The organism is Pseudomonas sp. A125 (assembly GCF_055409485.1).
Genome location: NZ_JBUZVP010000004.1, coordinates 239,388 through 265,937 on the forward strand (window position 1 = coordinate 239,388; position 26,550 = coordinate 265,937).

Genomic DNA, 26,550 nt, shown 5'->3' on the forward strand with positions numbered 1-26,550 from the left:
TCTCTCTCGTGAAAAGAAACCAACAGGGCGTTCTTTATTTTTTACGCAAGATTTGCGCCAAAATGTTACAGGGCCGCGATTGTCGCGGGCTGCAGCGCTGCTGAAAAGCAATCGCAAGTCATTGAGATTAATGGCATTCCGCTATAGCGTTACCGTGCGACTCACTTAACAGACGGATGAGCGCACCAAAAACACACACAAATTGTGCGTGACGCTCCATTAAAGGGCTGATAAGGACCGTTCGCCGGTTTAACCCTTCCAACACCCGGCCAAAGCTGGCACCATCGCGCCCTTTTTTACGCGAAGCCTGTAGGAATCAGGGATCAAACGGCTGTTCGGTTGTTGATGGCGCGACACACTGCTGTGCCGATGCGACACCCTGCCGCACACCGTCTGTTAACCCTGCGCAGGGCTGTTGGCTGTCTCCGGACCCTATGCTAGCTTGGCGCCTCGCCAGGAAGGCGGGCCAACAGCAGGAGCGCAATGAACACAATGAGGACCGCACATGGCTGAGGCCACGCCCGCGCTTGAAATCCGCAACTTGCATAAACGCTATGGTGAGCTGGAGGTGCTTAAAGGCATCTCGCTGACCGCCCGCGACGGCGATGTGATCTCGATCCTGGGTTCCTCCGGTTCCGGCAAGTCCACGTTCCTGCGCTGCATCAACCTGCTGGAAAACCCGCATCAGGGGCAAATTCTGGTGGCCGGCGAAGAGCTCAAGCTCAAGGCTGCGAAAAACGGTGAACTGGTGGCCGCCGACGGCAAACAGATCAACCGCCTGCGCAGCGAGATCGGTTTTGTGTTTCAAAACTTTAACCTGTGGCCGCACATGAGCGTCCTCGACAACATCATCGAGGCCCCGCGCCGCGTGCTCGGCCAGAGCAAAGCCGAAGCCATCGAAGTCGCCGAAGCCTTGCTGGCCAAGGTCGGCATCAGTGACAAGCGCCACGCCTACCCCGCGCAATTGTCCGGCGGCCAGCAACAACGTGCCGCGATCGCCCGCACCCTGGCCATGCAACCCAAAGTCATCCTGTTCGACGAGCCCACATCGGCCCTTGACCCGGAAATGGTTCAAGAAGTACTTAATGTGATCCGCGCACTGGCCGAAGAGGGCCGCACCATGCTGCTGGTCACCCATGAAATGGGCTTCGCCCGCCAGGTGTCCAGTGAAGTGGTGTTCCTGCACCAGGGCCTGGTCGAAGAGCAAGGATCGCCACAGCAGGTGTTTGAAAACCCGCTTTCGGCGCGCTGCAAACAATTCATGTCGAGCAACCGCTAACGGAGCAACATGCATGCAGAACTACAAAAAATTCCTCCTGGCTGCCGCCGTTTCGATGGCGTTCAGCGCCACGGCGATGGCCGAGACCTTGAAAATGGGGATCGAGGCGGCTTACCCGCCGTTCAACAATAAAGATGCCAGCGGCAACGTCGTGGGCTTCGACAAAGACATCGGCGACGCCCTGTGCGCCAAGATGAAAGTCGAGAAGTGTGAAGTGTATGTCTCGGACTGGGACGGCATCATTCCGGCCCTGAACGCCAAGAAGTTCGACTTCCTGGTCTCCTCGCTGTCCATCACCGATGAACGCAAGCAGGCCGTCGACTTCACTGACCCGTACTACTCCAACAAGCTGCAGTTCATCGCGCCTAAAGCCACCAAGGATTTCAAGACCGACGCGGACTACCTGAAGGGCAAGATCATCGGTGCACAGCGCGCAACGCTGGCCGGTACCTACCTGGAAGACAAGCTGCCGGACACCACCGCCAAGCTCTACGACACCCAGGAAAACGCCTACCTCGACCTGACATCCGGCCGCCTGGACGGGATGCTCGCCGATAAGTACGTGCAGTACGAGTGGCTGAAAAGCAAAGACGGTTCTGCCTACGAATTCAAAGGCGACCCGGTGGTTGAGAGCGACAAGATCGGTATCGCCGTACGCAAAGGCGACCCACTGCGCGAGCGCCTGAACAAAGCCCTGGCTGAAATCAAGGCCGACGGCACCTACAAGAAGATCAACGACAAGTACTTCCCTTTCAGTATCGAGTGATCCTGAACGGCCTGCCCGGCGCGCTCGCTTGAGTGCGCCGGTCCTGAGCTTTGCCTTGCGAAACGACTAAACCATGAATTTCGACCTCTACGGATTCGGCCCGGCGCTCGCCGCTGGCGCGCTGATGACCGTCAAGCTGGCGCTCACCGCCCTGTGCCTCGGGCTGGTGCTCGGCCTGGCCGGCGCCCTGGCCAAGACATCCCCGTACAAGCCGCTGCAATGGCTTGGCGGCGCCTACTCCACCCTGGTGCGCGGCATTCCGGAACTGCTGTGGGTGCTGCTGATCTACTTCGGCACGGTCAACCTGATGCGCTCCCTTGGGGAGTTTTTCGGCGACCCCGACCTGTCCCTCAGCGCCTTCGCCGCCGGGGTTATCGCCTTGGGCCTGTGCTTTGGCGCCTACGCCACGGAAGTGTTTCGCGGCGCGATCCTGGCAATCCCCAAGGGCCACCGTGAAGCCGGTGTAGCACTGGGCTTGTCGAAGGTGCGGATCTTCACCCGGTTGATCATGCCGCAGATGTGGCGCATCGCCCTGCCCGGCCTGGGCAACCTGTTCATGATCCTGATGAAGGACACCGCGCTGGTCTCGGTGATCGGCCTGGAAGAAATCATGCGCCACGCGCAAATCGGCGTGACCGTCACCAAGCAGCCCTTCACCTTCTTTATGGTCGCGGCCTTCATGTACCTGGGCCTCACGGTCCTGGCGATGACCGGCATGTACTTCCTGGAAAAACGTGCCGCGCGCGGCTTTGCGAGGAGCACGCAATGAGTGGCGACTACAGTTGGCTGTCGCATTTCGACCTGGGCCTGAACTGGGCCGTGATCATCAAATGGCTGCCTCGGTTGGCCCAGGGCGCGACCCTGACCCTGGAACTGGTGGCCATCGCCGTGATCGCCGGCCTGCTGCTGGCGATCCCGCTGGGCATCGCCCGCTCTTCGCGCCTGTGGTACGTGCGCACCCTGCCCTACTGCTACATTTTCTTCTTCCGGGGCACGCCGCTGCTGGTGCAGCTGTTCCTGGTGTATTACGGGCTGGCGCAGTTCGACGCGGTGCGTGAAAGCTTCATGTGGCCGTACCTGCGAGACCCTTTCTGGTGCGCCACCGCCACCATGACCCTGCACACCGCCGCCTACATCGCCGAGATTTTGCGCGGCGCGATCCAGGCCATTCCGCCGGGTGAAATCGAAGCGGCGCGAGCGCTCGGCATGTCCAAGCCCAAGGCGCTGTTCTACATCATCCTGCCGCGCGCGGCGCGCATCGGCCTGCCGGCCTACAGCAACGAAGTGATCCTGATGCTCAAGGCCAGCGCCCTGGCCAGTACCGTGACCTTGCTGGAACTGACCGGCATGGCCCGCACGATCATTGCCCGCACCTACCTGCCGGTGGAAATCTTCTTTGCCGCCGGCTTGTTCTACCTGCTGATGTCCTACGTGCTGGTGCGCTTCTTCAAGCTGCTGGAACGCTGGTTGCGGGTTGATGCCTGCCAGGGGCGCTGACGCCGTGTTGACGGGTGAGCCGTTGCTCGCCCGCTTCCGGGCGCTGGATGCGTTCCTTACCGAGCATCAAGGGCTGTGGCGACCACGGCCCTTTACCCATCTGCAATTGGCGTGGGAAGCCCGGCTTCCCGAGCTGGCCCATTGGCTGCGCCAACGCTCGCTGGCCGAGGCGGAAAGCAGCCATAACCTGCCTTACACTCTGCCGGCGCCCGCGCCGTTTCCCGAGCTGGCCGCCGAGTCGTTGCGTCTCGGTGCTGTGGATAACTTGCCGTCCAGCGCGCTGCCGGCTGCCCGTCACCGTTTAAACGTCGATGTACCCGGCCGCAAATGGCAGCAGATCGAAGCCTTTGGCGCCGCCCTGAACTTCTCTAAAACTCCCCAGCACTGGCTCGACTGGTGCGCCGGTAAAGGCCACCTCGGCCGGCGTCTGATGCAACCCGGGCAGCAACTGACGTGCCTGGAATACGACCCCGCCCTGATCGCCTCGGGGCAAACGCTCAGTGAACACCATCGATTGCCCGTCACCCATCGCCTGCAAGACGTGATGGGCGACGTGCAGATCAGCCGTGATCAAACCCCGGTCGCCCTGCACGCCTGTGGCGACTTGCATGTGCGGCTGATCCAGATGGCCAGCGCTGCCGGCTGCCAACAACTGGCCGTAGCGCCCTGCTGCTACAACCGCATCCGCGCCGAGCAGTACCAGCCGCTGTCGATTGCCGCCCAGGCTTCATCACTGCAGTTGTCGGTGGAGGATCTGGGCCTGCCGTTGAGCGAAACCGTCACCGCAGGCGCGCGGGTACGCCAGCAGCGGGATACGTCGATGGCCAGGCGCTTGGGTTTTGATGGGCTGCAGCGGCAACTGCGCGGCAGCGATGAGTACCTGCCCACCCCATCGCTGCCCACAAGCTGGCTGGCCAAGCCGTTCGCCGACTACTGCCGCGAACTGGCTGCGCTCAAGCAATTATCCACAGGTGAACAGGACTGGCCGGCCCTGGAAGCCCAGGGCTGGCGGCGCTTGGCCGAAGTACGAAACCTGGAATTACTGCGTAGCCTGTTTCGGCGCCCGCTGGAACTGTGGCTGGTGCTGGATCGGGCACTTTTTCTCATGGAGAACGGCTACACCGTTCAAATAGGCAGCTTCTGTGAAACGTCGTTGACCCCGCGCAACCTGATGTTGCTTGCCGAGCGCAATTAAAGGGCATTTTGTCGCAGCCTGCCCTGTGGATAACTCTGTTGATGGAATCCTGGCGCAGGCGCTGGCGGCAAGCTTTACAGGGAAAAATGCTGACTGATCATTTTTTGTTCACAAAATAAAACGCACGTAAAACAGGCAGTTGCGGCGTGATGAGAACCGCTCCGCAAAATTGCCGTTTCATGACAGTGCCAACCAACCGATTGTGCATAAGCATCTGGCGTCAGCGGCATAACCCGGGCGTTTCAGCGGGCAATCAACAGGCGACAAAGCTCGCTGATATCGTCACAGGCCATGCTCGCCGCTTCGTTATCCAGCGGGTCACTACCAAAGGCCAGTGCTTCGCTGATCGCCGCGTCCCGGTGTACCACCTCCAGCAAACCATCCCCCAGCCGCTTGCGAAACACCTCGAGCATGTCGAGGCTGAAGCCAGAAGTTTCGTCGAGCTGGTTGATTACAAAATGGCAGCAAGGCGCAGGCAGGCGATCGAGATGGGGTGCCAGCAACTGCTCCATCTGTTCCAGGGTACCAAGGGAGGCGGCATCCGCCTGGGCGATCACCAGCACCACATCGGCCACGTTCAGCGCCTGATGCAGGTAGACGTTATTGCCCGCCGGGGTGTCGATGATCACCGTGTCCTGCTCGCTCAAGCCCAGGGCCGACAGGTGCTGCGCCAGCCAATCCGGTTCCTGCTTCAGCCAGCGCTGCAGGTCTTCTTGCTGGCGGATATCGGTTTCGCCAAAGGTGATCACCTGGCAACCGGCAAAACCCGCGTGAAGGATCTGGCTCCAGCGCTCGTTATGCAGGCTGGTGCGCCCGATGCCGGGCAAGGTGTGGCTCAGGCCAAAGTGGTGATAAAGGGCGTTTTGCGGGTCCAGGTCCAGCGCCACCACCGGCTGCGCCAGGCGCTGCAAACCGCTGCTCAACGCCGTTGCGAGGGTGCTGCGGCCTACGCCGCCGTTGACCGACACCAGCGCCACCACGTTCGCACGAATGGTCGCGGCTTCGCGTGGCGGCTCATTGGCACAAGGGGAATGCAGGGAGAACGACGCGCCGCTGCCCATGTTGAGGCTGGCGCTGTCGTCGACGGGAATGTCTTCGAAAAACTGCAGCATCGAATCCATTCCTTGTACATCACTGGCAGTTGTCTTAGTAAACAACTCAAAAAGATCATCAGTACGGCTCATCACCAACACTCCGTCACGACGCATCGTAAAGACGTGAAAGGTCAGCTGTACTGATGCTTACCGCAGGTCTTTTTGTGGGCGCCTTTGTGTACGCATTCTGTGACAAAGGAATGAAAGTGTCATTATTTTGGTGTTTCTGAAGAAATCTTTAAGACGAGTGGTAAATGGTCAATTTACTGACTTATTTTTATCAAGTCATAAGGCGTTTGCAGATCCCGCTCCGGAATTTCCCAGATCAGCAGCTTGGGCGGCGTCTGCTTGAACGCCGGGCTATCGAAATAAGCCTTCGCCGCGCCAGAAAATTCGCCCCCGTCCTTACTGAAGTTGCCCACGGGCGCATTCAACGCTTTTTGCAGGAAACCCACGAAGTTCGAATTGCGCGAGAACGAGGTGCCAATCAGTGCCACGTTCGGCAGGCCCGCGTCGCCGAACAAATCGTCGGGGTCGCTGGACGCCGCCGGGCCATTCTCGTGTGCCGTGCTGGCAGCGACCTGCTCGCCCACCGGCTGCAATTTCGGCGGCAACCAGTCGAGACCGGCCAGGCGCACCAGGTCACCCGGGCGCGGTGCAAGCGGCGCCTGGGTAATATCGAAGGCTTGTTCCGGTGTAGCCTTGATACCCCGTTGCTGAATACGCTGGGCCACCGCACGGGCGCCGGCATTCGCGCCAATTTCACTCCAGTGGGTATCGGTGCGCAGGTAAGCATCCGGGCCAAGAGGTTTGAGGGTGTCGGTCAAATCCACTACTTGCACGCCCGCCGCTTGTAACAGCGTGGTCCATTGCTGAACCCGGCCATCCAGCACGGCCGGGCGATACAGGCCGCAACGTTGGGCGGCGGCGATGCGGGTCTTGTCCGGCACCACCACCACTTGCAGATCAATCCCGCGTTGGCCGAGCTGTTTTTGCAGGTCGATCACCGCGTCGGCCTTGGTGCGCGCATTGTCTTCGGCGTGCCGGTTGAGCTTCAGTTCATCGCTGATAAACAGCCAGCCCGGGCAACCCTGGCGCACCCGCGGCCCGGTGTCGCTGAACACCAGCCAACTGGCGCCGCGCTCCAGGTTGGCCGCTTCGATGGCCATCGGCGCCTTGGACAGTTCCTTGGCAAACCGGTGGGTCACCTCGCCATGCAGCAGCATGTCGCTGTCGACCTTGGGCGGCAGGAAACTCACCGGCCCCTTGACCATCAGCCAGGCGCAAGACAACAGCCCTGCCGCCAGGAAAGGCACCAGCACCCAGCCCGCCAGGGGGCTGGTGCGTATCGCCAATTCACTCGGTGGGGTCGGCGCGGTAGGGGCGGGCATCGTCAGGCTTCCTTAAAACTGAAAGTACAGAAACGGTACGGCATCGCGGCTGGCAATCAGCGCGAACGACAACACAAACCCGGCCACCGGCCACAGCGATGCCGCCACCACAAACCAGGGCTGCGCACCAAAGCGCTGCTCGCAGCGGGCCTGCCAGATCGGCGCGATGATGCACACCAACCCAAGCAACGCAGCCATGCCATGGGCCGGGCGCATCGCCACGGCCAACGCATCACCCAGCGCCATGCCATGCATACCGAACTGGCCGGCGTACATGGTCAGTGCCGAATGGAAGTCCGGTGCGCGGAACAGCGTCCAGGCCAGGCACACAAACAGCAGGGTCAAAATGTGCGACAGCGCCAAAGGAATGCGCGGCAATGTCGAGCGCGACCACGCCCGGTCGATGCACAACGCAATACCGTGGGCCGAGCCCCACAACAGGTAGTTCCAGCTGTCGCCGCCGTGCCACAACCCGGCAATCGCCATGGTCAGGAACAGGTTGCGGTAGGTGCGCCACACGCCGTCGCGGTTACCGCCGAGGGCGATGTACAGGTAGTCCCGCAGCCAGCTGGACAACGACAAATGCCAACGCCGCCAGAAGTCCTGGATGCTGCTGGCCAGGTACGGCCGGTTGAAGTTTTCCGGAAAGTGAAAGCCCAGCATCAAGCCCAGGCCGATGGCCATGGCACTGTAGCCGGCGAAGTCGAAAAACAGTTGCAGCGAGTACGCCAGGCAACCGATCCAGGCATCCACCAGGCTTGGGTTTTCCAGGTGGAAGGCAATGTCTACCAGCGGCGACAAGGTGTCGGCCACCAGCACTTTCATGCCCATGCCGATCATGAAGCGCCGGGCGCCGAGGGTGAAATTCGGCCAGTTGAAATAGCGCTGGTTCAGCTCGCGCCGCACCCAGTCGTACCGGATGATCGGGCCCGCAATCGAGTGGCCGAACATCGAAATGTAAGTTGCGTAGTTGATGAAGCTGCGCTCCACCGGCACCGTGTGCCGATGCACATCCACCAGGTACGAGATCGCCTGCAACACGATAAACGACAGCCCCGCCGGCAACGCCACGCGCTGCCAGTCCAGCGGCATGGCGCCATACCAGGTGATCACCTCACTCACGGTGCCCGCGACGATGTTGGCGTACTTGTACCAACACAGCACGGCGGTGTTGAACACGATCAACGCGATCAACAAACGCACCCGGCCCTTGCCGTCTTCACGGGAACGGTCCACCAGCAAGCCGCCGACCCACGCCACCACGGTCAACACCATGTGCAGGAACAAAAACAGCGGGCTCAACCAGCCGTAGAACAGCCAGCTGCCGATCAACAGGATGACGTTGCGCCAGCCCGGGCGGGCCAGCGCATAAATCAACAGGAAGGCCGGCAGGAACAGCGTGAGGAATTCCAGTGAGGCAAAGACCATGGTGGTGTCGGGCCCGATCAGTTAGCGAGCGTGTCGGAGGTAAACAGCAACCTCGAACCGGCGGCCGATGGCAGTGCGAGCACGCTGTAGCGTTCGCCGGCCTTGAGGGTGAAGGTCAGCGGTTGGCCGACCGGCGCATTGGCGCACTTGAGCTGCACCGACAGTTCCACCGGGTTGATCATGCGGCGCGAAATCGTACCTTCGGCAACCTTCTTGAACAGCTCGGCTTTTTGCGCCACGGCTTCCAGGCTCGCGTCGGCACAGGCGGCGTCGGCGTTGATAAAGGCCAGCGAGGCCTTCAGCGCGTTGAAGTCGTCCGGCTGCTCGTGGATCACCAACTGGCGAGTGCCGCCCTTGGCGTCAGGCACGGCCACCACCGTGGCGAACTCGCCGGGTGCCACGGTCACGGCCAGCTCGGAATCCTTGCCGCCCTGGCTCAACACACCCTTGATCGGCGTCGTGCCGCCCGATACCGGCAGGTAGTCGGAAACCTGCTTTTGGCCACCCAGTACCAGGCTGGCCTTGGAACCTTGCGGCAGCAATTTCAGCTCGCCGTCGGTGCCGTTGGCCAGGCGCAGGAACGCCGAATCTTTCTCCGGGCCGGTGGGGTAAAGCGGAATGTCGGCGCTGTAGGCGCTGATGCTGGCGAGCAAGGTCGCCAGGCCCAGAGTGATGCGTTTCATTATTGCGCTCCTTTGGCCACAGCGGCTGGTGGCAACGTGGCCAGCGACTCGCCGATTGCCTTGGCCCACTTCTGGTAGCCGTCGATGGTGAAGTGCTGGCCGTCCGTGGTGACCCACTGGCCCGGCTTGGAGAAGGTCAGCGAGTCGACGTAGGTGCACGGCGCCACGTTGGTGGCGAGGAACTGCGACATCACCTTGGTGCGCGCGTCATCCTTCTTGTACTGCGAACCGACCTTGCCCCACGCCGGCCCGACCCACACGCACTTGGTGCCGGTTTCGGTGATGGCTTTGGTCAGGGAGGTCACGCTTTTCCAGGCCCAGACTTTCGGGAACTGTGGCTCGGGGTACGAGGCCATGGTGTCGGCGATGATGATCACCACCAGGTCGGGCTTGTCCTTGGCGATCAGGTCTTTGATCGGGGTGGTGCTCATGCCGTTCTTGCCGAAAATCTCGGCCTTGCCGCCGGGCAGGCGCTCGGCACCGCACTCGACTTTTTTCGGCACGATCCAGTCGGCCGCACCGGCGCCGCACGCGCCGATGGAGTGAACCTTGGCGCCCTGGGCGGTGAGGTTGTCCTGCAGCGGGTTGAGCAGTGAATCAGGAAAGCTCATGTGACTTTCGCCCAATACCAGCAGGGTCAGGCCGGCAATAGCAGAAGCGGAAACAGGCATGGATGACTCCTATCAATCAATTCGAATAAGGGGAACGGTACGGACTGACCGGCAAGGGCATAGGCCCGCTCAGGTCTTCAAACAGGTAGCGCAGGTAGGCGTTGCCGACGTACTGGCGATAGTCCTGGGCGTTGTCGAGACCGACTTCGCCACCCAGGTAAAAGCGCGAGCTGAGGCGGTATTCGGCGGCGGCGTTGAAGCTGTAGCCGATGCCGGTCTTGCTGTCCTTGGCGTATTTCGGATCGCCCCGGTCACTCTGGAGCTGGTCATGCCCCGGGAAATAATCGACCGCATCTTGCTCGATATGCTGGATGCCCACCGAACTTTTTATCTGGTAGCTGAACCGATCAAAACTCTGCGCCCAGCGCACCGGCACACCCAGGGAGAAGAAGCGCTGCGGGCTGAAGTAACCGCCCTGGCCGTAGGTGTAGTAACCCTGGTTCTCCTTGAAGCCCATGACCGAACCGCTGATACCGAGGGTCAGGGTGTCGGTCGGGGTATTGCGCAGGTACCAGTAGATGCCGCTGCCCAGTTCCAGGCGGGTGTTGTCTTCGACGTTGTTGCCCAGCATCTCGTGCAACGAGGCGTAGCCATACACACCCAGCTTCTGGTTGTCGTAGCTCAGGTCGCCACGCCCGCCGTTGGCGGTCACGCCGCCCCATTTCTCGCCGGTACGCTTGTCTTCAGAACCGGCAAAGGAGGTCACGCTGTCGGTGACCGGGCGCCGGGAAACGTTGACGCCGTAGCGGAAGTTCGAACCTTGAGAGAACGGCCGCGAGACGCTGGCGCCACCGACGATGGTGTCGTACAGAAAGCCCAGCGGGCTGACGCCGATATCGGCCTTGAGGCCTTCATCCGGGTTCTCCACGGCAATGGCCAAGCCGACGCCGGTGTCGCTTTGCGAGCCAGCCGGGTCATTGGTGCCACCACCAAACCGTGTGGCGGAGTTGGTTTTCACGCTGCCTGAACTCAAGTGCACCGGCGTCACGCGCGCGGCAACGTTGAGATCACCCACCGGAATCCGAACCTCGAACGGCGCCTCAACATCCGTGATTTTGCTCAGGCCGCTTTCACCGTTGTTGCTACGAACGCTCAAGCCCTGCACCACGTAACCGGTACGATCCCGCAGGATCGTATCCAGCGCACGACGTGCCGGGCTCAGGTTGGCAGTGTCGAGCGAAGCAATGCTCGACGGCGCCTTAAACGGCTCATTCAAGTTGTTCGGCACCGAACGTCCGGAGGTCGCCAAGGCATTTTCCGGCACGACATTGGCCGGTGCATCAATCGGCGGCGGAACCGCACCGGCGACGGTCAGGTCGGTGACCTGGCGACGCTGGCCCGGCAAGCCTACGAAGGGGTTGTAAGCCACGCCTTGGGAACCGGCCTGGGCCAATTGGGTTTGGCTCTTCTGGCTGTTCTCAATCGCCAGCGCCTTGCGCAGCAACGCAGACGCTTCGTTGTTTTTGCCCAGCCCTTGATAGATACGTGCCGCCGACGTGAGGATCTCGGGGTTACCCGGCTCCAGCGCCAGCGCCTTGTCACTGGCGCTTTCTGCCAGGCCACGGTCACGGCCTTGCAGTGCGATATCCGCCAGGCCCAGTTGCAGACGGGCGTTGTTCGGGTTCTGCTGGATCAGCGGTGCGTAAAGCTCCATGGCTTTTTTGCTGTTGCCGCTGGCCGCGTACATCCGCGCCAGGGCACCTACCGCCATTGCATCGTTGGGGCGCTGGGCAAGGGCCGGCGACAGCATGTCGTAGGCCGCCACCAGGTCGTTTTTCTCACGCAAGGCGTCAGCCTGTTTGACCCGGTACAGGTAGATCAAATCGTCGTAGCGCTGGCGACCGGTTTCACTCAACGGCTGGCCCTGCACTTCGCGCAGGATGTCGCCCGCCTCGGTGTAGTGGTTGGCCTTGAGCAGCACGTTGGCGTACAGCAGTTTCTGGTCGATGGTCGGGTTCGGATTGTTATCCAGAACCTTTTGCATGATATCCAGGCCTTGCTGCGTCGCCCCGACTTCCACATAAGCGGCCGCCAGAATCGCCAGGCGCTCAGGCTTCTGCCGGGTCATGGCTTCACTGCGGCCCAGCAGCGCGAGGGCTTCCGGGCGCTGGCCACGGCGGGCGGTTTCGATGGCGATGTCGGTCTGCTTGTGCAGCGCGATATCGATGCCCAGCTCGTTCATGTCCGCGGTACGTTGCCCGGCCGGGATACGCGCCAGGGTCTCTTCGGCTTTCTTCCACTCGCCCAACTCGGCCGACAACAGCGTGCTGGTGTACAGCGCGTCCGGCTGGTTGGGTTGCTTGGCCAGCAAGCCGTCGATCAAGGCCCGGGCGTTGCGAATCTGGCCGTCGCGCAGGTAAATGCGCGCCAGGGCGAAGCGCGTCCACGGGTTTTCCGGGTCGGCATCAAGGGCTTGTTTGTAGGCGGCTTGCGCGGCTTTCAAATCGCCCCGTTGCTCGGCCAGTTTGCCGACTTGGGTAGCACGCAATGCGGTAATTTTCACACTCGGCGCGAACTTGGCGCGCTCGGCGGGCGATACCGAATCGATCAGCTTCAAGGCTTCTTCCGGCTGCCCCGATTGGGACAGCACGTTGATCAAACCACTCAGGGTATCCGGGTCGCCAGGATGGCGCGCCAGCACTTTGCGGTAGCCGGCTTCGGCCGCGTCGAACTGATTGTCCTGAGCCTGGAAACCCGACAGCGCCACAGCAGCGCCGGGCTGGCCAGGGTTCAGGCGTTCGGCCTGGGCCACCAGCTCGCGAGCCTGGCTGGTGCGGCCGCCACGCTGGGCGTCACGGGCCTGGTTGAGCAGGTTCCAGTAGCGCACATCATTGAGCGCCGACTGCCACGCCGCGCCACCCGGCAAACGGGTGGCCTGCACCAGGTAGCTTTCGGCCTCGGTGAAGCGCTGCTGCTGTTGACGCAGAACGCCCATGCCGCCAAGGGCATCGACGTCGTTGGATTTTTGGTTGAGGCGCGCTGCCAAGAGCGGTTCGGCGGTTTTCAGGTCGCCGTCATCCAGCGCCTTGAATGCCTTGGTCATCTGCGGATCACGCTGCCAAGCGGCGCCGCCCTTGCCTTGGGCAATGCCCTTGTTCATCAGCGCGCGGATCTCGGTGTCGTCCGGGTGCGCCGCAAGAAACTGCTGGAACAGCGGCACCTGGTCACTCTTCGGCGGGCCGAGCCAGATCAGCGCAAAGCGCCAGGTTTCATCGGCGTTGCCGCCCACGTCGTTGTTCGGTGCCAGCTTGGCCAGGGCACGAATGCCGTCGGCACGGGTGGCCGGGTTACGCGCCAAATGCTTGGCCAGAAACAGCGCCACAATCGGGTCATTCGGCCGCTCGCGGGACAAGCGCTGCAAACCGGCGATGGCCTCGTTCGTGCCCTTGGATGTAAAGCCGAGGGCGTTGTAATACTCGCGGGCAATCAGGCCCTGAGGCTCGCGCCCCTGGAAGATCTGGCGATACAACGCCACCGCTTGTTCGCGCTCTTCTTCGGGCTCGCCCAACTCGCGGGCCTGTTCCAGCAGCTTGGCGTTGGCCGGAATGTTAACGGTGATGTCCTGCTCCAGCAGCAAGGCCTGGCGCGGCACCGGGCTCAACGCCTGCAGGCGGGCCAGGTACTTTTGCGCTTCGGCCGGGCGCTGTTGCTGCACCGAAATCAGCCCGATGCCGTACAGCGCATCCGGTTGGTCGGGGCTCAGGCGCAGCAGTTTCTGCCAGGTCTCGAGGGCGCGTTCCGGGTTCTTTTTCGACTGCCAGTAATAGCCCTGCTCGATCAGCAGGCTTTGCGGGTCAGTGGTTTCGGCAAAACTGGCGCTGGAAGCCAGGGCGGCCAGAATCGCAATGGCTAGCGTGTGACGGCGCATGCTGACTCCCAGGATAATTTCACCGTGCCGTCTTGTTCGAAACGGTACTTTTGATCAGCAAAGCCCTGGCCGAACAGGCTGAGCATGTAGTCGTAGTAAATCGGTTGGGCGCTGTCCGGTGCCGAAGGCGCGAGGGCTTTGGCGAGGGCGTCGTCGACCTTCTGCTTTTGCAGTTGCGCCAGGGCGGTTTCACCCCGGGCCTGGAAGAACGCCACGGTGGAAGCCGAGAAACCCATCGGCGTGTAGCCGTTGTTTTTCTCCACTTCGCCGGTCAGCACGTGGACTTTCTCTGGCGGCAAACCGCTGACCGACGAAGCGGTGGCGCGGGAAATACCGCCCAACGCCTTGAGCATCGGCGCGGCCAGCGGGTCGCTCTTGGCGGTCATGCCGGCCCAGAGGTAAGTGCGGATCGCATCGTAGCTGCCCAGGTCATCGGAAAACGGGTCAACGATAAACAGCCCGGTGGTCGCGCTGGTCGCGCGATAAGCCACCCAGTTAGCCGCCAGGCCGTGGGGATTGCTCGGCAGGTCGGCGAGCATCTTTGCGTTGCTCTCGGCCACTTCGTTCCACCCGGCGTTCGGGCGCTCTTTGGCAAAGCGGCGCAGTTGTGGCAACACTTGATAGCTTGGGTTAAAGCGCCACAGGCCACCTGAATGCACATAGCCCACCGGCCCCGGCAACAGCATCTTGCCCAGGCCCGGCACACGCACGATCAGGTTGCGTTCAACATTGGCCAACACCAGTTGCGCGTCGCTGCGGTACTGCGGTGCATTCCACACACGCGCCGCTTCGAGCAAGGCGTAAGCCATCCACAAATCGGCGTCGCTGGCGGAGTTGGGGTCGATTGCGCCCCACTTGCCGTCGTCGCGCTTGCCCCACAACCAGGCCGGCAGGTTCTGGCCGATATCGGCGCCCGCCATGTTGGCCTTGGTCCAGGTCCAGAGCTTGTCGAAGGTCGCCCGGTCGTTGCCGACCAAGGCAAAGAACATCGCGTACGACTGCCCTTCCGAGCTGCTTTCCGTCGGTTTCATGGACGAGTTCAGCACCCGGCCATCGTCCTGGATAAAGCGCTTGGCGTAGTTCTGCCACAGCGGCCAATCACAGGTCTGCGCCTGGGCTGCACCGGCAAACATTGCCGTACCCATCACAGCCAGAATCGCGCTACGCAAAGGGCTCATGCCAACCGCCGTTTTGCACGGGCACGCAGTGCCAGGTAGATCAGGCAGGTCAGCACCAACAAGCCGAGGAAGGTAATCGCCAGCATCCAGCCCAGGTTCTGGGACAGCTGCCATTGCATGAATTTGAAGTAGTTCAGGTTGCCGACGTAGTACTGCTGGTCTGCAACCAGCGAGCTGATCTGCGTGCCCTGCACCACCGCCAGGCTGCCCTGGATCGAATCTTTGTAGTCGTCACCGCCAATCAGCGCCGAGGTCGCTTCAAGCAGGCCCTGAGGCTGGTTGCTGGCGATCAGCACCACACTGCGCCCGGCCTTGAGCGGCGATTGGAAACCGGCGAACCAGGTGCTGCTGCTCAAGCCGCTGAAGGTGATGCCGGCGTTGGCCGGGTGCTGGTTGGCTGCGGCGTCGGGGCTGATCCAGCTGCGTACATAACGTGGCAGGTCAGACAGCAGGAAGTGGTGCTGCGGGCCGTCACTGGTGGCCGGCAGGTACTGCTGCCATTGCTGCAACAGCGGCTGGTTGCCGCCGGTGGCGAGCACCAGCAAGTCTTTATCGGCAACGCTTTGCACGTCCTTGGCCTGCACCACTTTGACGGCGGTGGCCGGGTAGCCGGTGGACTCGCCGAAGCGACCCATCACGGTCAGGTAAGCGCTCAGTTCATCGGTGCCAACGTTATCCGGCATCACCACGGCAGATTCCGAAAGGTCAGCCAGGCGGGTGAACGGGAAGCCGGAGTCGTTGAACACGCCCAGGTTCGGCATGGCAATAAAGTGCTGGTAGCTGCTCAGGTCCAGGCTCGAATCCGGGTCAATCGCGCCGCGCATGTTGTCGACGATGATGTCCCGGCATTCGCCTTCCTTGATGTAGTCATACATGAAGCGCAGTTGCAGCTTGGACTTGGGCGAAGCCGAGCTGATCGGCAACAGGGTCATCACTTCACGGGGCAGGGTTTCGTCTTTCTTGAGCTGGTCGAGCAGGCTTTGCCCGCCGCCCAGGTTGGTCACCGAAGGCAGCGCGACGGACTTCATGAACTGGTCGTTCAGGCCAATCAGCAAGGAGGAGTTGGTGGACACCTGCTGCGGCGTGTAGCGGTATTTGACGGTGAGCGGCACGCCCTCTTCACGCCAGTTGAACAGGTCGGGCGGCAGGCGCAGGTCGACGCTGATCGGGCCCGGGTTGTAGCCCGAGACGTTGAGTTTTTTCAGCTCCACCAGCTCGCCAAGGCGCACCGGGCGGTTGCTGGGCAACCAGTTCGGCGCGTCGTACGGCGTGCGTGGGGCCAGGGTGTCGAGCTTGGTGATGACCACACTGTTGCCAGTCAGCACCGGGTTTCCCAACACCACGGCGGTGGCGGCACGCTTGAGTTCAGCGCCGTCACGGCCGGAGACGATCAGCAGCTTGCCATTCGGGTCGTTGGGGTTGGCGATCAGGGTCAGGGTCGGCCCTTTAGGCTCAGGCACGGCCACACCGTGCACGTCCACGGCCTGGGTGCTTTGCACCAGCACAATGGCATTGCCCTTGGCCGGGATCTCGCCGAGGGTAGTGGGGAATGTCGCGCCGCGGTAGCTGGCCATGCCGCCTACCCAGGACGACAGTGCACCGGCGGCTTCCAGCGCGGCGTTGTCGGGCGCGGTGGCAAACACGAACGGCAGGCTGACCTGGCGCGCGTCACGCTTGTCGAAGAACGGCAGCGGCAGCACCGACAGGTCGTCTTTCAAGACGATCGGTTGCACCTGCACTTTCAGCTCACTGTTGTTGCTGATTTTGGCCCACAGGCTGCTGTGCAGCGGGTCTTCACAGGACATGGTGTAGTGGCCGATGAACTGCAGGCTCAAGCGGTTGAATTCGGTGATCAGGTGCGCCGGAATTTGCACCAGCTTTTCCTGCTGGATGCCCGCGCCGTCTTTGGGCAGCGGCAGGCTGGCGGCGACTTCGTCGTTGACCAGCACGTTGATCTGCGACAGGTCCGCCAGCAGCGCCGGCGAGTAGCTGTACTTGAGCAACAGTTGCGCGCCCTTCACCACCTCATCGGCACGGATGTCGAAGTTGACGCTGTCGGACGCTTCCACGCCTTGCAGGTTCATGGTGTCGCGACGGCCCAATTGCTTGAGGGTCAGGCTGTAACCGTCATCAGTGCTCTGCACCGCAACGGCGGGTGCAGCGGCCTGCGCCTGCGAGCCCAGGCCCAGCAGCGAAGCGATCATCAGCGCGAGCACACCGCGCGACTGCGGGCGGGCAAATAGTGTGGAAGTCATGGCTTGTCCATCAGCGTATCGAGCGGTTGTGAGGGAGTGCGGCGCAGGGCCAGACGCAATTCATGCAGCGTGGCGCGGCCCAGGGTAAACAGGCCGCCGATGCCGATGGCACCGACTTCACGCAGGGCAGACAACGGTGTATCGGGTTGGCCGGCGCCCCAACTGGCGGCCCAGGTGTCGGCGCGGGAAAACGTCAGGCGTACCAGTTCGCTTTGTTGGCGCAGGGACAGTGCATCGAATTGCGCGCCAATCTGCGCGCCCTTGCTGAACACCACCCGCGCCTGGAACAGGCTGTCTTGCCCGTTGCGCGACAGCACCAGCTGCACCGCTTCGCCCTGGGCAATTTCGTGCCCGTCGGCGAGGATCAGGCCGAAGCCGTTTTGTGAGAAATCCTGGGTCATGCCCTGGAGCACACGGCCATCGGCGCAGATCACGCTGACCGGCAATTTAGCGCTGACCCGCGGCTCGGAACGCACTTGCCGCGCCTCGGAAGCCACCGCCACCGCAGCACTGGTGATGATCAGGTTGTAGAGGGTCCAGGTCAGGTTGATCGCCACGGTAACCGCGGTGGACTCATCGCCCCAGATCAACTGATAGAGACCGAAGCCCAGGCCGACCAGATTCACCGCGAGCAGTACCAGGTACGGCCTTGCAAGTTTCCAGTCGAAGAACTGCTTGTCGATGATCCCGCCCTTGTCGGTGACGTTGAAGCCACCGGCCTTCGGGTTGACCAGCGCGACCAATACCGGCGGCAGGATGTACCAGGCCAGCACGGTCTCGTAGACCTCGTTCCAGAACGAGTGGCGAAAACGCCCCTGGATTCGTGAGTTGGTGAGGCTTGAATGCACCAAGTGCGGCAACACATAGGCGACGATCATCAGCGCCGAGGCGTGGAAGATCTGCGCGCCAAAAATCAGGTAGGCCAGCGGTGCGGTCAGAAACACAAGGCGCGGCAAACCATAGAAGAAGTGCAGCATGGCGTTGGCGTAGCAGATGCGCTGGCCCCACTTCAGGCCTTTGCCCAGCAGCGGGTTGTCGGTGCGGAAAATCTGCGCCATGCCCCGCGCCCAGCGGATGCGCTGGTTGATGTGGCGCGACAGGCTCTCGGTGGCCAGGCCCGCCGCCTGCGGGATCGCCAGGTAGGCGGTGTTGTAGCCCAGGCGGTTAAGCTTGAGGGCGGTGTGGGCGTCTTCGGTCACGGTCTCGACGGCCACGCCGCCGATTTCCAGCAACGGCTTACGGCGGATCACCGCACACGAGCCACAGAAGAAAGTCGCGTTCCACAGGTCGTTGCCGTCCTGCACCAGGCCGTAGAACAACTCGCCCTCGTTGGGCACGGCGCGGAAGGTGTCGAGGTTCTTTTCAAACGGGTCGGGCGAAAAGAAGAAGTGCGGCGTTTGCAACATCGCAAGCTTGGGGTCCTTGAGGAACCAGCCGAGGCTGACCTGCAAAAAGGAACGGGTAGGCACGTGGTCGGCGTCGAACAGCGCGATGTATTCGCCATCGGTGACCTTCAACGCCTCATTGAGGTTGCCGGCCTTGGCGTGGAAGTTGTTGTCGCGACGGATGTAGTTCACGCCGATCTTGCGGCAGAAATCGCGAAAATCATCGCGACGGCCATCGTCGAGGACGTGCACGCGCAGCTTGCCCTTGGGCCAATCCATCGCCTGGGCGGCGAAGATGGTCAATTTAACGATGCTCAATGCCTCGTTATAGGTCGGGATGAACACGTCGACGGTGGGCCACTCGGACGGTTCTGTCTTGAGCCACACCGGCTCGCGGCGCAGCGGCCAGGCGGTTTGCACGTAGCCGAAGATCAGCACCACCAGCGCGTACAGCTCGGCGAGCACCAGGCCGTAGCCGAAGAGCATGTCCAGCCAGGTTTCAAAGCCCAGGGTAGAGGTCAACCGCCAGTACATGTAGCGCAGCGACGCCACCAGCGACAACACCACCAGCGCGAGGATCGCCATGCGCCCGGGAATCTTGCGCAGCACCAGCACCGCAAGGAAGCACACGGCGGCAAACAGGCATTGGCTGTAGAGGTCCAGCGGGGCGCTGACAATGCTCACCAACAGCATGGTCCCGATCACGCAACTGACCACCACCAGCACTTTGCGCAGCGCGTCGGGCCAGCGGTTGAAGCGCGAAATGGCGGCGTCTAGGCGCTGTTCAGCGCGCCCCGGAGTGTGAGGCGTGGAGGACGTAGTGTCGGTCATGGAAGGTCCGAATCGATGCGTTCGAGCAGCGTGCGGCACAGGGCATGAATGTCCTGGCAGCCGAGACTGTTGACGGTAGGGTCGAGAGGATCGCGGCCACAGGCCTGGGCTTCGCTGAACGCCGGGTCACGGTGCACCGTGCCGAGCAGAGCATTGCCGAGGCGGGCCTTGAACACTTCGGCCATGTCCAGGCTGAAGCGGTGGGCGCCGTCGAGTTGGTTGATCACGTAGTAACGCTGTGGCGGTTTTTCGCGCTCAAGGTACGGCGCCAGCACACTGTCCATCTGGGCCAGGGTGCTGAACGAGGCGACATCCGCCTGCACGGCCACCAACACCACATCGGCCAGGGCTATGGCCTGACGCAGGTACACCGTATTGCCAGCCGGCACGTCGATCACCACGGTGTCCTGCCCGTTCAGGCGCAGGCCGGCCAGGTGCTTGGGCAGCCACTCGACGTCCTGCCCCAGCCAGCGGTTGAGGTTCTGCTGCTGGTCGTTGTCGGTGTCACCGAACGCTACCAAGCGGCAACCCGCGAAGCCGCGTTCTACCAGGCCATCCCAGGGCTCATTGCTCAAGCTCGTCGCGCCGAGGCCGGGTAAATTCAGGCCCAGACACAAGTGATGACGCAGGGCGTTTTGCGGGTCCAGGTCCAGCGCCAGTGCAGGGCGACCTTGACGCTGCAAGCCGCTGGCGATGGCGGCAGTCAGCGTACTGCGACCGACACCACCCTTGAGCGAGACCACCACGATCACCTTGGGCGACGATTGATCCGAGTACACCTCACCGGTCGGCCCCTCCACCACTTCGGGCGGTTGCACATGATCGGCTTCGGCATGGGTCAGCTCTTCGAGCAAGCGCAGCAAAGGCGCCGACGGCGGCTCATCGAGTACGACCGCAGATGCGGCCTGGGTTGGGGTGGGCAAGGCGTCGAAACGCTCAACGACCACGTCATCTTCAAGATAATCGTGGACGGCCTGCATCTCCCGGTAGCCATTTGGATTGGCGCCCAGCTTATTGAATAGTTTTGAAATATCGTCTGCGCGACTCACCCACGGCCCTCCCACTTAATACGCTTTAAAGGCGATAAAAAGGTCAGCGCGTTGGCTGACCTTGGTTTTTCTAGTTATGTGTTGGCAGGCGGCATTCTGTGATATCAAAGTGATGGTGTCAGTATTTTGATGCTTTTAGACTAATTCTTTCCGACGAGTGGCATGGCGTCGTTTTTTTGACTGTTTTTTGGCGTTTTTGACATTCACTTACAGATCAAAAGGTTAAGCTATTTCTGTCGCTATTTTCCTGGCCTACCAGACAGAAAATGGGCTCGACTGACGAACCCAATATCAACTAACTAATTAATCCTTATTGCTCCCTGACAAAGGGCTTAAACGATTCCGCTATTAATATGACGCTTAATATTTCGAAACAGAATACGGCAAGAATCGCCTTATTCAAGGTAAAAACGATGACCGTTATGTCGATAAAATCTAAGTAAGTCGATCTCGCTCACTAAAACCTCTAATGGTCCTATTTGCGTATCAAGTTGTATGCAATTCCCCTTTCAACACATTCCGAGGCAAAAAGCCGGGGTGCATGACACAGGCCGGATACCTTCTGGTCGCTCAATAGGCTCCAACGAAACACACCGCCTATTGACCCCCGAGGACACCACCATGAACCGCAAACCCTTCATCGCCAGTTGCCTGCTTGCCTTGCTCAACGTTGCCGCTTTTTCGGCTCAGGCCGAGGCCCGCCAAAAGCCGGATGTGCAGCGAGTGCTGTCGACCGTGGACGATGGTGGCGCGGCCTGCGGCGTGGTAAATGCGCGGCTGACCTACCTCGATTCCCAAGGGAATAAGCGAGTGTTTGACTACATGAAGTTTGCAGATTCATGCAACGAAGGCAGCTAATAAGGCGAACGACAAACCTGTGGCGAGGGAGCTTGCTCCCGCTGGGCTGCGAAGCAGCCCCAAAACAGAGGGAGCGCTGCGCACTCCAGCGGGAGCAAGCTCCCTGACCACAAAATCTCATCTGCAGCTAAATGGCTTTAACCGCGAATACGGTGCTCGGTGAACTCATACTCTGCCTGGCAATCGCCAGCCGGGTCCGCCGCCACACTCACGTAATGAACGGTGTCAGTGTCGACCATCTTGTAGGTGTAGATATCCGGCGTACGCACGCCATCGGTTCTCAACTCATTCTTGCCATTGGTCGCGGACCAGGTGCCGTTTTCGGTTTGAATCGGCTGGGTTTGCTGCGCATCACGGAAAAACGTGATGGTGAAGCGGCCATCGGGCTTGAGGTTATTGTTCCAGGACAGGAACTGACATTTGGCGCTTTCTGCACGCAGGCCTTTCCATTGGCCGACCAAGGCGGGGTCATTGACTGGCTTGTTGGCGGCGCAGCCACTGAGGGTGGCGGCCAGGACCAAAAGGGCCAGGGAGATAATCCGTTTCACGTGGTGCTTCCTTCTATTTCATCCTTGGGACGCCCTAACAAGGGCCCGCAATGGATGGCATGTTGCCACTAGGCGAAGGGTATTTCCAGTGATCCAGCGCACGGGATTTGCGGGGTTGGGGTGGTTGAAACGAGGCCAAGCAAAGAAAACCCGGGCGATTGCAAAAATAGTCAGAATTCAGGGGTTTACAGATGCTTTCCAATCGCTATAATCGTCGCCCTAACACGCCGGTATAGCTCAGTTGGTAGAGCAACTGACTTGTAATCAGTAGGTCCCGGGTTCGACTCCTGGTGCCGGCACCATACAAGGTTCCAGAGAAGGCTTTCAAAATCTCTGGAACCCCCGAAAAACCCGCCTTCTGGCGGGTTTTTTCGTTTTGGGGTTCCATCGGTTTCCGTCAGAAACTGGTGGATTCCAACTGTTTTAGGGGTAATGTTAGGGGTAAGGTAATTCGATAAAGGGGGAGTACCCTTATGTCGCGCACCACTGCTCCACTCTCCGATTCGGCTTGCCGCTCAGCCAAGCCCACCGACCGCGCCTACAAGCTTTTCGACGGCGACGGCCTCTACCTTCTAGTCCAACCCAATGGCCGTAAAGGCTGGCGTCTCAGGTATGTCAAACCTGATGGACGCGAAGGACTGACCTCGTTCGGCAGCTATCCCGTGGTCGGCCTCGCCGATGCGCGCAACAAGCGTCTGGCGGTCAAGCAGATGTTGGCGGAAGGCATCGACCCCATAGAGAACAAACACCAAACCAAGACGCAGGCCGCAATCAAAGGCCGAACATTTGAAAGCGCCGCACTGGACTGGCATAAAGCGATGTCTGCCAAATGGGCACCGGGTCATGCAAAGACGGTTCTGAGCCGCCTCAAAACCCATGTCTTCCCGCTGATCGGCGCTCGCTCTATTGTCGATCTGGACACCCATGACCTGATGCAGCCTCTAGAAGCGATCCAGAAGCGCGGCACGATTGACGTCGCTTTAAGGGTACAAAACTACCTGCAAAGCATCATGCGCGAGGCAAAGCGTTCTCGGCAGATCACCGCAAACCCTGCCTACGACCTTGAAGGCTTGATCAAAGCCCCGAGAGTGGTTCACCGCCCCGCTCTACCGTTATCGCGTCTGCCTGAATTGCAGGAACATATCGACACCTACAAAGGCCGCGCACTTACTCGGCTGACGGTCATGCTCTCGCTGCATGTGTTCGTCCGCTCCAGCGAACTGCGCTTCGCCCGCTGGAGCGAGTTCGACCTCAAGCGCGGCACCTGGGAGATACCGGACACTCGACCCGCGTTGGACGGAGTACCTTTTTCAACAAGGGGTACGAAGATGGCCGGGGACATCCACCTTGTACCCTTATCGCCGCAAGCCGTGGCCCTGCTTGAACAGATCCACGCCCTCACCGGCGAATTCGACCTGGTGTTTGCAGGCGATGCCAAGCCCTGGAAGCCCATGTCCGAAAACACGGTGAACAGCGCACTCAGAAAAATGGGCTATGACACCAAAACCGAAATCTGCGGGCATGGGTTTCGTTCGATGGCCTGCAGCGCACTGATCGAGTCAGGACTGTGGTCCGAGACCGCCATTGAAAGGCAGATGAGCCACAAGGAACGCAACAACGTCCGCGCCGCCTACATTCACAAGGCTGAGTTCATCGAGGAGCGTAGGCTGATCATGAACTGGTGGAGCCGGTACCTAGAGGCCAACCGGCAGGAGCATGTCACTCCACACGAGTTTGCAAACCAGACCGGGACGAACGTCACGCGGCTCAAGGCGAAAAGCCGCTTGAGGGAGTAGGCCGTTAGCCTACTCCTCGTCCTGCCCACCAACGTACGCTTTGTACGCCTGCCTTTCATGAGTCGGCTTGGACGGAAATGCCAACTGAATCTGCCTACTTTTCACCATTCCATTCAGGTACTGCTGACGGAGGGCATCTGGACTGCGCTTTACCAAATTAGCCAACACGTTGAGCGTCAGATAGTGCTCCTTGCATAGGGTGATAATCACCTGTTGCATACGATCCTTTTGCATGCGCTCTCGATTGCGCGGCTCCTCAGCCAGTATTTCGAGCTTTTCTCGAAACCCTGCATCAAGCCTGTCCAAAGCATCGATCAGCGGCGCGTCAATATGATCGCTCAACAAGCAGCCATCATCGTTTCGCTGCATATCCAGCTCGACCTTATGTTCGGAGCTACCTGCGTTATGTTCGGAGCTAGCCCTGTTATGTTCGGAGCTGCCGGCGTAATGTTCGGAGCTCTGTAGCGGACCTGCGAACACTTGCTCCGGCGTAGGCAGTTGCTCACCTGGCAGGTGATAAATCATGCCCCGTGAGCGCCCGTCGGGCACAAGGAATCCCTCGCGTACCAACCGCGCAAGCAGTTGGCTCAAGTCATGAGCATGAGTATCACAAATCTCAAGGAGACGATTATGGCTGACCACCCGCTCAATCGCGGCCGTGGCCAAAATCAACCTGGCAGTATGTTCCAAGCTCTCGAAACGAACCCCAAATCGCTCTCGTAACTGCTCCACCACCCCTTCAGGAAGCAAGTCCAACATGCGAAGCTCAAGAAGGGTTTGCTCGGGCTCGGGCTTTTCATAAAGGGCTGGAGGTCGCCAATGCTGGCTGCGCCACCCGCTGTAGATTTTTGGAACCCCAGAACCACCACGCTCGCCAAGACCGATAAGAAGAAACATTTGGTGCATTAGCCTGTTCCGGCAATCGCTGGTACCACCTTGCAACACTTGCTCAAGGGGTAAACGTAAGCCGCCAGGATTGCGAAAGCCAAACAAGTCAGGACGCTTCACGACTAACACAGAAACCCGCCCGGTATAGTCGGCATGGACCAAGGTATTAACCAAAGCCTCGCGCAGAGCTTCATGTACCGGTGTGTCATCCTGGCGCTGATCACCTTTGAGAGCGAACGGTACCTTTAGGTCCTCAACCAACTTGCGATAAACCCGCCGGTAGAAATCAAACAGATTTCCTGACCAGGTTCCATCAGGGACGAGTCTATCCACCCAACGTAGTTCTGTTTTGGCGTGCGGCCGCTCCTGATAGTCCACAAAGTAATGCGGCACACTCTCTTGGATCGAAAGCCAGCGTCCGAACATTAGTAAACCTGCCAGAGTCAGCCCTTCGACTCCGTTCGCGCGGTCCTTACGCCAACCTCCTATCTGTCGGAGAAACTCAATCCCTTGGTGCTCCAGCGCTGGATGGCCTGGCTTTATGTCGCTAAGCATCTGGCGGTAGATACGCAGACTGTCCGGATCAATGTCCGCGAAGTCGTAATTCGGCAAAATCCGCTCGTCCCGACAGTCCTCCACTTGCTCTGCGAACATGCGGCGAACATCTTCCTCAGAGCAACGCCGATCACCCTCATGTAATCGACGATAAGTGTTACCTAGCGGCTGACCATTGAGAAATACCGGCTTCTGCTTACGCGAAGCCGCCGGGATTTTCACTTCAAGTACCTGCTTGCCCTCCAGCTCTCTGACGACCACCTCCCGGTCAGTCAGCAGATTGACACTGACCTTGGCCGGATTGTTGAGGGTATTGAACAGGTCAGTACGTACTTTCTCGATATTTGATAGGCCTGCAACGCTGAACTGCCCATCCTTCTCGCGCACGCCAAGCAGTACTACCCCACCCTGAGTGTTAGCAAAAGCGGAGTAGGTTAACCAGAAATCCTTAGGCAACTCTCCCTTCCCATCCTGCCCCTGAGCAAGCTTGCATTCGAGCTCGACAGATTCAACCAGCGAGGGCAGGTCTTCAAGGGTGTGGGGATTGAGTGACATCAAAGACTTCCTAAATGATCAGCCTGCTTCAAGTAGCTGCAAAAGGTCGAAGAAAAGACATACGTGCGAGGATTGTACTCAGTCTTCCATAGTCGCACGCAACTCGACGAGCGGAGACTGATCATGAACTGGTGGAGCCGATTTCCAGTCACCAATCAGCAGGAGGATGTCACTCCTCACGACTTTGCACAGAACGTCACACCGACAAAAGCCAATCGCGGCGCAGCAAAGTAAGCGTACGTTCTCGAAATCTCGATGATCCGCTTGTCCACGCGGGTCCATCCAAACAGGGCGGCAAAGCCGCCCTGTTTGGATGGACCTCATTTAAAAAATCTAAAGCCCACGCAAACTGTCTGTGGAAAACTACTGATTTCCTCTGGTGGATAATTTCATCCACAGCCGCAGAACTCCCGATAATTCGAGCCTTGACCCAAATTATCCACAGGCGTAGAAAAGATCGGGCAAGCGCTGTCGTTGACAGCAACCCAGGTAGCCAGAACCTTTAAGGCTACGCCACACCATGGTGGTTCCCCCAAAGTGCGATTAGCGTCCGGCGGCTCGCACGGTCACAGCGATGTGATGGATGCCTACTTTTACCAGTGTGCCCAATGCGGCAACTCACACCCCTTCGTAGCTGTCCTGCAGCAACCTATCCGCTTGGCCATTTCATTGCGCCAACCTGCGCCCGTCTCTTTCTCCCGGAAAGAGACGGGCGCTCCTATCGCTGCTGCAGCCCAACTCGTACAAGGCATTGCGGCATTTCCCCTCGTGACAATCGGC

At 60.3% G+C, this 26,550-nt stretch carries 19 protein-coding genes and 1 tRNA gene; 8 read left to right on the top strand and 12 right to left on the bottom strand.

The genetic code is table 11. The features are described 5' to 3' along the window. The first annotated feature begins 505 nt into the window (after positions 1-505). From ACZRN6_RS07835 to ACZRN6_RS07855, 5 genes are all read left to right on the top strand, one after another. Positions 506-1,279, top strand: a complete 774-nt coding sequence (locus ACZRN6_RS07835; protein ID WP_177088750.1) for an ABC transporter ATP-binding protein — start codon at positions 506-508, stop codon at positions 1,277-1,279. A gap of 13 nt (positions 1,280-1,292) precedes the next feature. Next, the gene (locus tag ACZRN6_RS07840) at positions 1,293-2,045 is read left to right on the top strand and encodes an ABC transporter substrate-binding protein (RefSeq protein ID WP_063033521.1); all 753 of its coding nucleotides are present in this window, start codon (positions 1,293-1,295) and stop codon (positions 2,043-2,045) included. A gap of 73 nt (positions 2,046-2,118) precedes the next feature. Further along, positions 2,119-2,814 carry an ABC transporter permease gene (locus ACZRN6_RS07845; protein ID WP_322142827.1) on the top strand — a complete coding sequence of 232 codons (696 nt, stop codon included), beginning with the start codon at positions 2,119-2,121 and terminating at the stop codon, positions 2,812-2,814. 38 nt (positions 2,815-2,852) lie between these two features. After that, positions 2,853-3,542 carry an ABC transporter permease gene (locus ACZRN6_RS07850; RefSeq protein ID WP_026078053.1) on the top strand — a complete coding sequence of 230 codons (690 nt, stop codon included), beginning with the start codon at positions 2,853-2,855 and terminating at the stop codon, positions 3,540-3,542. Beyond that, positions 3,523-4,737: a methyltransferase gene (locus ACZRN6_RS07855; protein ID WP_464007628.1), complete on the top strand. Its 1,215-nt coding sequence runs from the start codon at positions 3,523-3,525 to the stop codon at positions 4,735-4,737. Before ACZRN6_RS07850 ends, ACZRN6_RS07855 begins: the two co-directional genes overlap by 20 nt. A gap of 242 nt (positions 4,738-4,979) precedes the next feature. Here ACZRN6_RS07855 and bcsQ (ACZRN6_RS07860) read toward each other — a convergent pair whose 3' ends face one another. The 10 genes from bcsQ (ACZRN6_RS07860) to bcsQ (ACZRN6_RS07905) form a co-directional block, all read right to left on the bottom strand. Then, positions 4,980-5,921 (bottom strand): cellulose biosynthesis protein BcsQ, encoded by a 942-nt coding sequence (bcsQ, locus tag ACZRN6_RS07860; protein ID WP_464007629.1) that lies wholly within the window; start codon positions 5,919-5,921, stop codon positions 4,980-4,982. Positions 5,922-6,094: 173 nt separating this feature from the next. Next, complete coding sequence (locus ACZRN6_RS07865; protein WP_464007630.1) at positions 6,095-7,222, bottom strand: alginate O-acetyltransferase AlgX-related protein; 1,128 nt, start codon at positions 7,220-7,222, stop codon at positions 6,095-6,097. 12 nt (positions 7,223-7,234) lie between these two features. After that, positions 7,235-8,650 carry an MBOAT family O-acyltransferase gene (locus ACZRN6_RS07870; RefSeq protein ID WP_322142823.1) on the bottom strand — a complete coding sequence of 472 codons (1,416 nt, stop codon included), beginning with the start codon at positions 8,648-8,650 and terminating at the stop codon, positions 7,235-7,237. A 17-nt stretch (positions 8,651-8,667) separates the two neighbouring features. After that, a complete protein-coding gene (locus ACZRN6_RS07875) occupies positions 8,668-9,333 on the bottom strand; it encodes an alginate O-acetyltransferase AlgF (RefSeq protein WP_464007631.1) in 666 nt (221 codons plus the stop codon). After that, entirely contained in the window at positions 9,333-10,004 is a 672-nt protein-coding gene (locus tag ACZRN6_RS07880) for an SGNH/GDSL hydrolase family protein (RefSeq protein WP_464007632.1), read from the bottom strand. The genes ACZRN6_RS07875 and ACZRN6_RS07880 overlap by 1 nt, the downstream gene beginning before the upstream one ends. 16 nt (positions 10,005-10,020) lie before the next feature. Beyond that, positions 10,021-13,872, bottom strand: coding sequence for a cellulose biosynthesis protein BcsC (locus ACZRN6_RS07885; RefSeq protein WP_464007633.1), 3,852 nt, complete (start codon positions 13,870-13,872; stop codon positions 10,021-10,023). Further along, on the bottom strand, positions 13,854-15,050 hold the full coding sequence (gene bcsZ / locus ACZRN6_RS07890; protein ID WP_464007634.1) for a cellulose synthase complex periplasmic endoglucanase BcsZ: 1,197 nt from the start codon (positions 15,048-15,050) through the stop codon (positions 13,854-13,856). Before bcsZ ends, ACZRN6_RS07885 begins: the two co-directional genes overlap by 19 nt. Next, on the bottom strand, positions 15,047-17,305 hold the full coding sequence (bcsB, locus tag ACZRN6_RS07895; protein WP_464007635.1) for a cellulose biosynthesis cyclic di-GMP-binding regulatory protein BcsB: 2,259 nt from the start codon (positions 17,303-17,305) through the stop codon (positions 15,047-15,049). Before bcsB ends, bcsZ begins: the two co-directional genes overlap by 4 nt. Next, positions 17,302-19,521 carry a UDP-forming cellulose synthase catalytic subunit gene (gene bcsA / locus ACZRN6_RS07900; RefSeq protein WP_464007636.1) on the bottom strand — a complete coding sequence of 740 codons (2,220 nt, stop codon included), beginning with the start codon at positions 19,519-19,521 and terminating at the stop codon, positions 17,302-17,304. The genes bcsB and bcsA overlap by 4 nt, the downstream gene beginning before the upstream one ends. After that, positions 19,518-20,501: a cellulose biosynthesis protein BcsQ gene (gene bcsQ, locus ACZRN6_RS07905; RefSeq protein WP_464007676.1), complete on the bottom strand. Its 984-nt coding sequence runs from the start codon at positions 20,499-20,501 to the stop codon at positions 19,518-19,520. Before bcsQ (ACZRN6_RS07905) ends, bcsA begins: the two co-directional genes overlap by 4 nt. Before the next feature lie 690 nt (positions 20,502-21,191). Between bcsQ (ACZRN6_RS07905) and ACZRN6_RS07910 the strand changes: the two genes are divergently transcribed. After that, positions 21,192-21,428, top strand: coding sequence for a DUF2790 domain-containing protein (locus tag ACZRN6_RS07910; RefSeq protein ID WP_464007637.1), 237 nt, complete (start codon positions 21,192-21,194; stop codon positions 21,426-21,428). A gap of 137 nt (positions 21,429-21,565) precedes the next feature. Here the strand turns inward: ACZRN6_RS07910 and ACZRN6_RS07915 are convergent, their stop codons facing one another. Further along, positions 21,566-21,976, bottom strand: coding sequence for a hypothetical protein (locus ACZRN6_RS07915; RefSeq protein WP_464007638.1), 411 nt, complete (start codon positions 21,974-21,976; stop codon positions 21,566-21,568). A gap of 226 nt (positions 21,977-22,202) precedes the next feature. Here ACZRN6_RS07915 and ACZRN6_RS07920 point away from each other — a divergent pair. Next, positions 22,203-22,278: transfer RNA gene (locus ACZRN6_RS07920), tRNA-Thr, on the top strand. 171 nt (positions 22,279-22,449) lie between these two features. Next, a complete protein-coding gene (locus ACZRN6_RS07925) occupies positions 22,450-23,772 on the top strand; it encodes a tyrosine-type recombinase/integrase (RefSeq protein ID WP_122251999.1) in 1,323 nt (440 codons plus the stop codon). A gap of 9 nt (positions 23,773-23,781) precedes the next feature. Here the strand turns inward: ACZRN6_RS07925 and ACZRN6_RS07930 are convergent, their stop codons facing one another. Continuing rightward, entirely contained in the window at positions 23,782-25,770 is a 1,989-nt protein-coding gene (locus ACZRN6_RS07930; protein ID WP_122252000.1) for an RNA-binding domain-containing protein, read from the bottom strand. Between the last annotated feature and the right edge of the window lie 780 nt (positions 25,771-26,550).

Bases quoted from the DNA above. Each gene is read 5' to 3' on its own strand.
- ACZRN6_RS07835 (WP_177088750.1), top strand. From the start codon at position 506: ATGGCTGAGGCCACGCCCGCGCTTGAAATCCGCAACTTGCATAAACGC.
- ACZRN6_RS07840 (WP_063033521.1), top strand. From the start codon at position 1,293: ATGCAGAACTACAAAAAATTCCTCCTGGCTGCCGCCGTTTCGATGGCG.
- ACZRN6_RS07845 (WP_322142827.1), top strand. From the start codon at position 2,119: ATGAATTTCGACCTCTACGGATTCGGCCCGGCGCTCGCCGCTGGCGCG.
- ACZRN6_RS07855 (WP_464007628.1), top strand. From the start codon at position 3,523: ATGCCTGCCAGGGGCGCTGACGCCGTGTTGACGGGTGAGCCGTTGCTC.
- bcsQ (WP_464007629.1), bottom strand. From the start codon at position 5,921: ATGAGCCGTACTGATGATCTTTTTGAGTTGTTTACTAAGACAACTGCC.
- ACZRN6_RS07865 (WP_464007630.1), bottom strand. From the start codon at position 7,222: ATGCCCGCCCCTACCGCGCCGACCCCACCGAGTGAATTGGCGATACGC.
- ACZRN6_RS07870 (WP_322142823.1), bottom strand. From the start codon at position 8,650: ATGGTCTTTGCCTCACTGGAATTCCTCACGCTGTTCCTGCCGGCCTTC.
- ACZRN6_RS07875 (WP_464007631.1), bottom strand. From the start codon at position 9,333: ATGAAACGCATCACTCTGGGCCTGGCGACCTTGCTCGCCAGCATCAGC.
- ACZRN6_RS07880 (WP_464007632.1), bottom strand. From the start codon at position 10,004: ATGCCTGTTTCCGCTTCTGCTATTGCCGGCCTGACCCTGCTGGTATTG.
- ACZRN6_RS07885 (WP_464007633.1), bottom strand. From the start codon at position 13,872: ATGCGCCGTCACACGCTAGCCATTGCGATTCTGGCCGCCCTGGCTTCC.
- bcsZ (WP_464007634.1), bottom strand. From the start codon at position 15,050: ATGAGCCCTTTGCGTAGCGCGATTCTGGCTGTGATGGGTACGGCAATG.
- bcsB (WP_464007635.1), bottom strand. From the start codon at position 17,305: ATGACTTCCACACTATTTGCCCGCCCGCAGTCGCGCGGTGTGCTCGCG.
- bcsA (WP_464007636.1), bottom strand. From the start codon at position 19,521: ATGACCGACACTACGTCCTCCACGCCTCACACTCCGGGGCGCGCTGAA.
- bcsQ (WP_464007676.1), bottom strand. From the start codon at position 20,501: ATGCAGGCCGTCCACGATTATCTTGAAGATGACGTGGTCGTTGAGCGT.
- ACZRN6_RS07910 (WP_464007637.1), top strand. From the start codon at position 21,192: ATGAACCGCAAACCCTTCATCGCCAGTTGCCTGCTTGCCTTGCTCAAC.
- ACZRN6_RS07925 (WP_122251999.1), top strand. From the start codon at position 22,450: ATGTCGCGCACCACTGCTCCACTCTCCGATTCGGCTTGCCGCTCAGCC.
- ACZRN6_RS07930 (WP_122252000.1), bottom strand. From the start codon at position 25,770: ATGTCACTCAATCCCCACACCCTTGAAGACCTGCCCTCGCTGGTTGAA.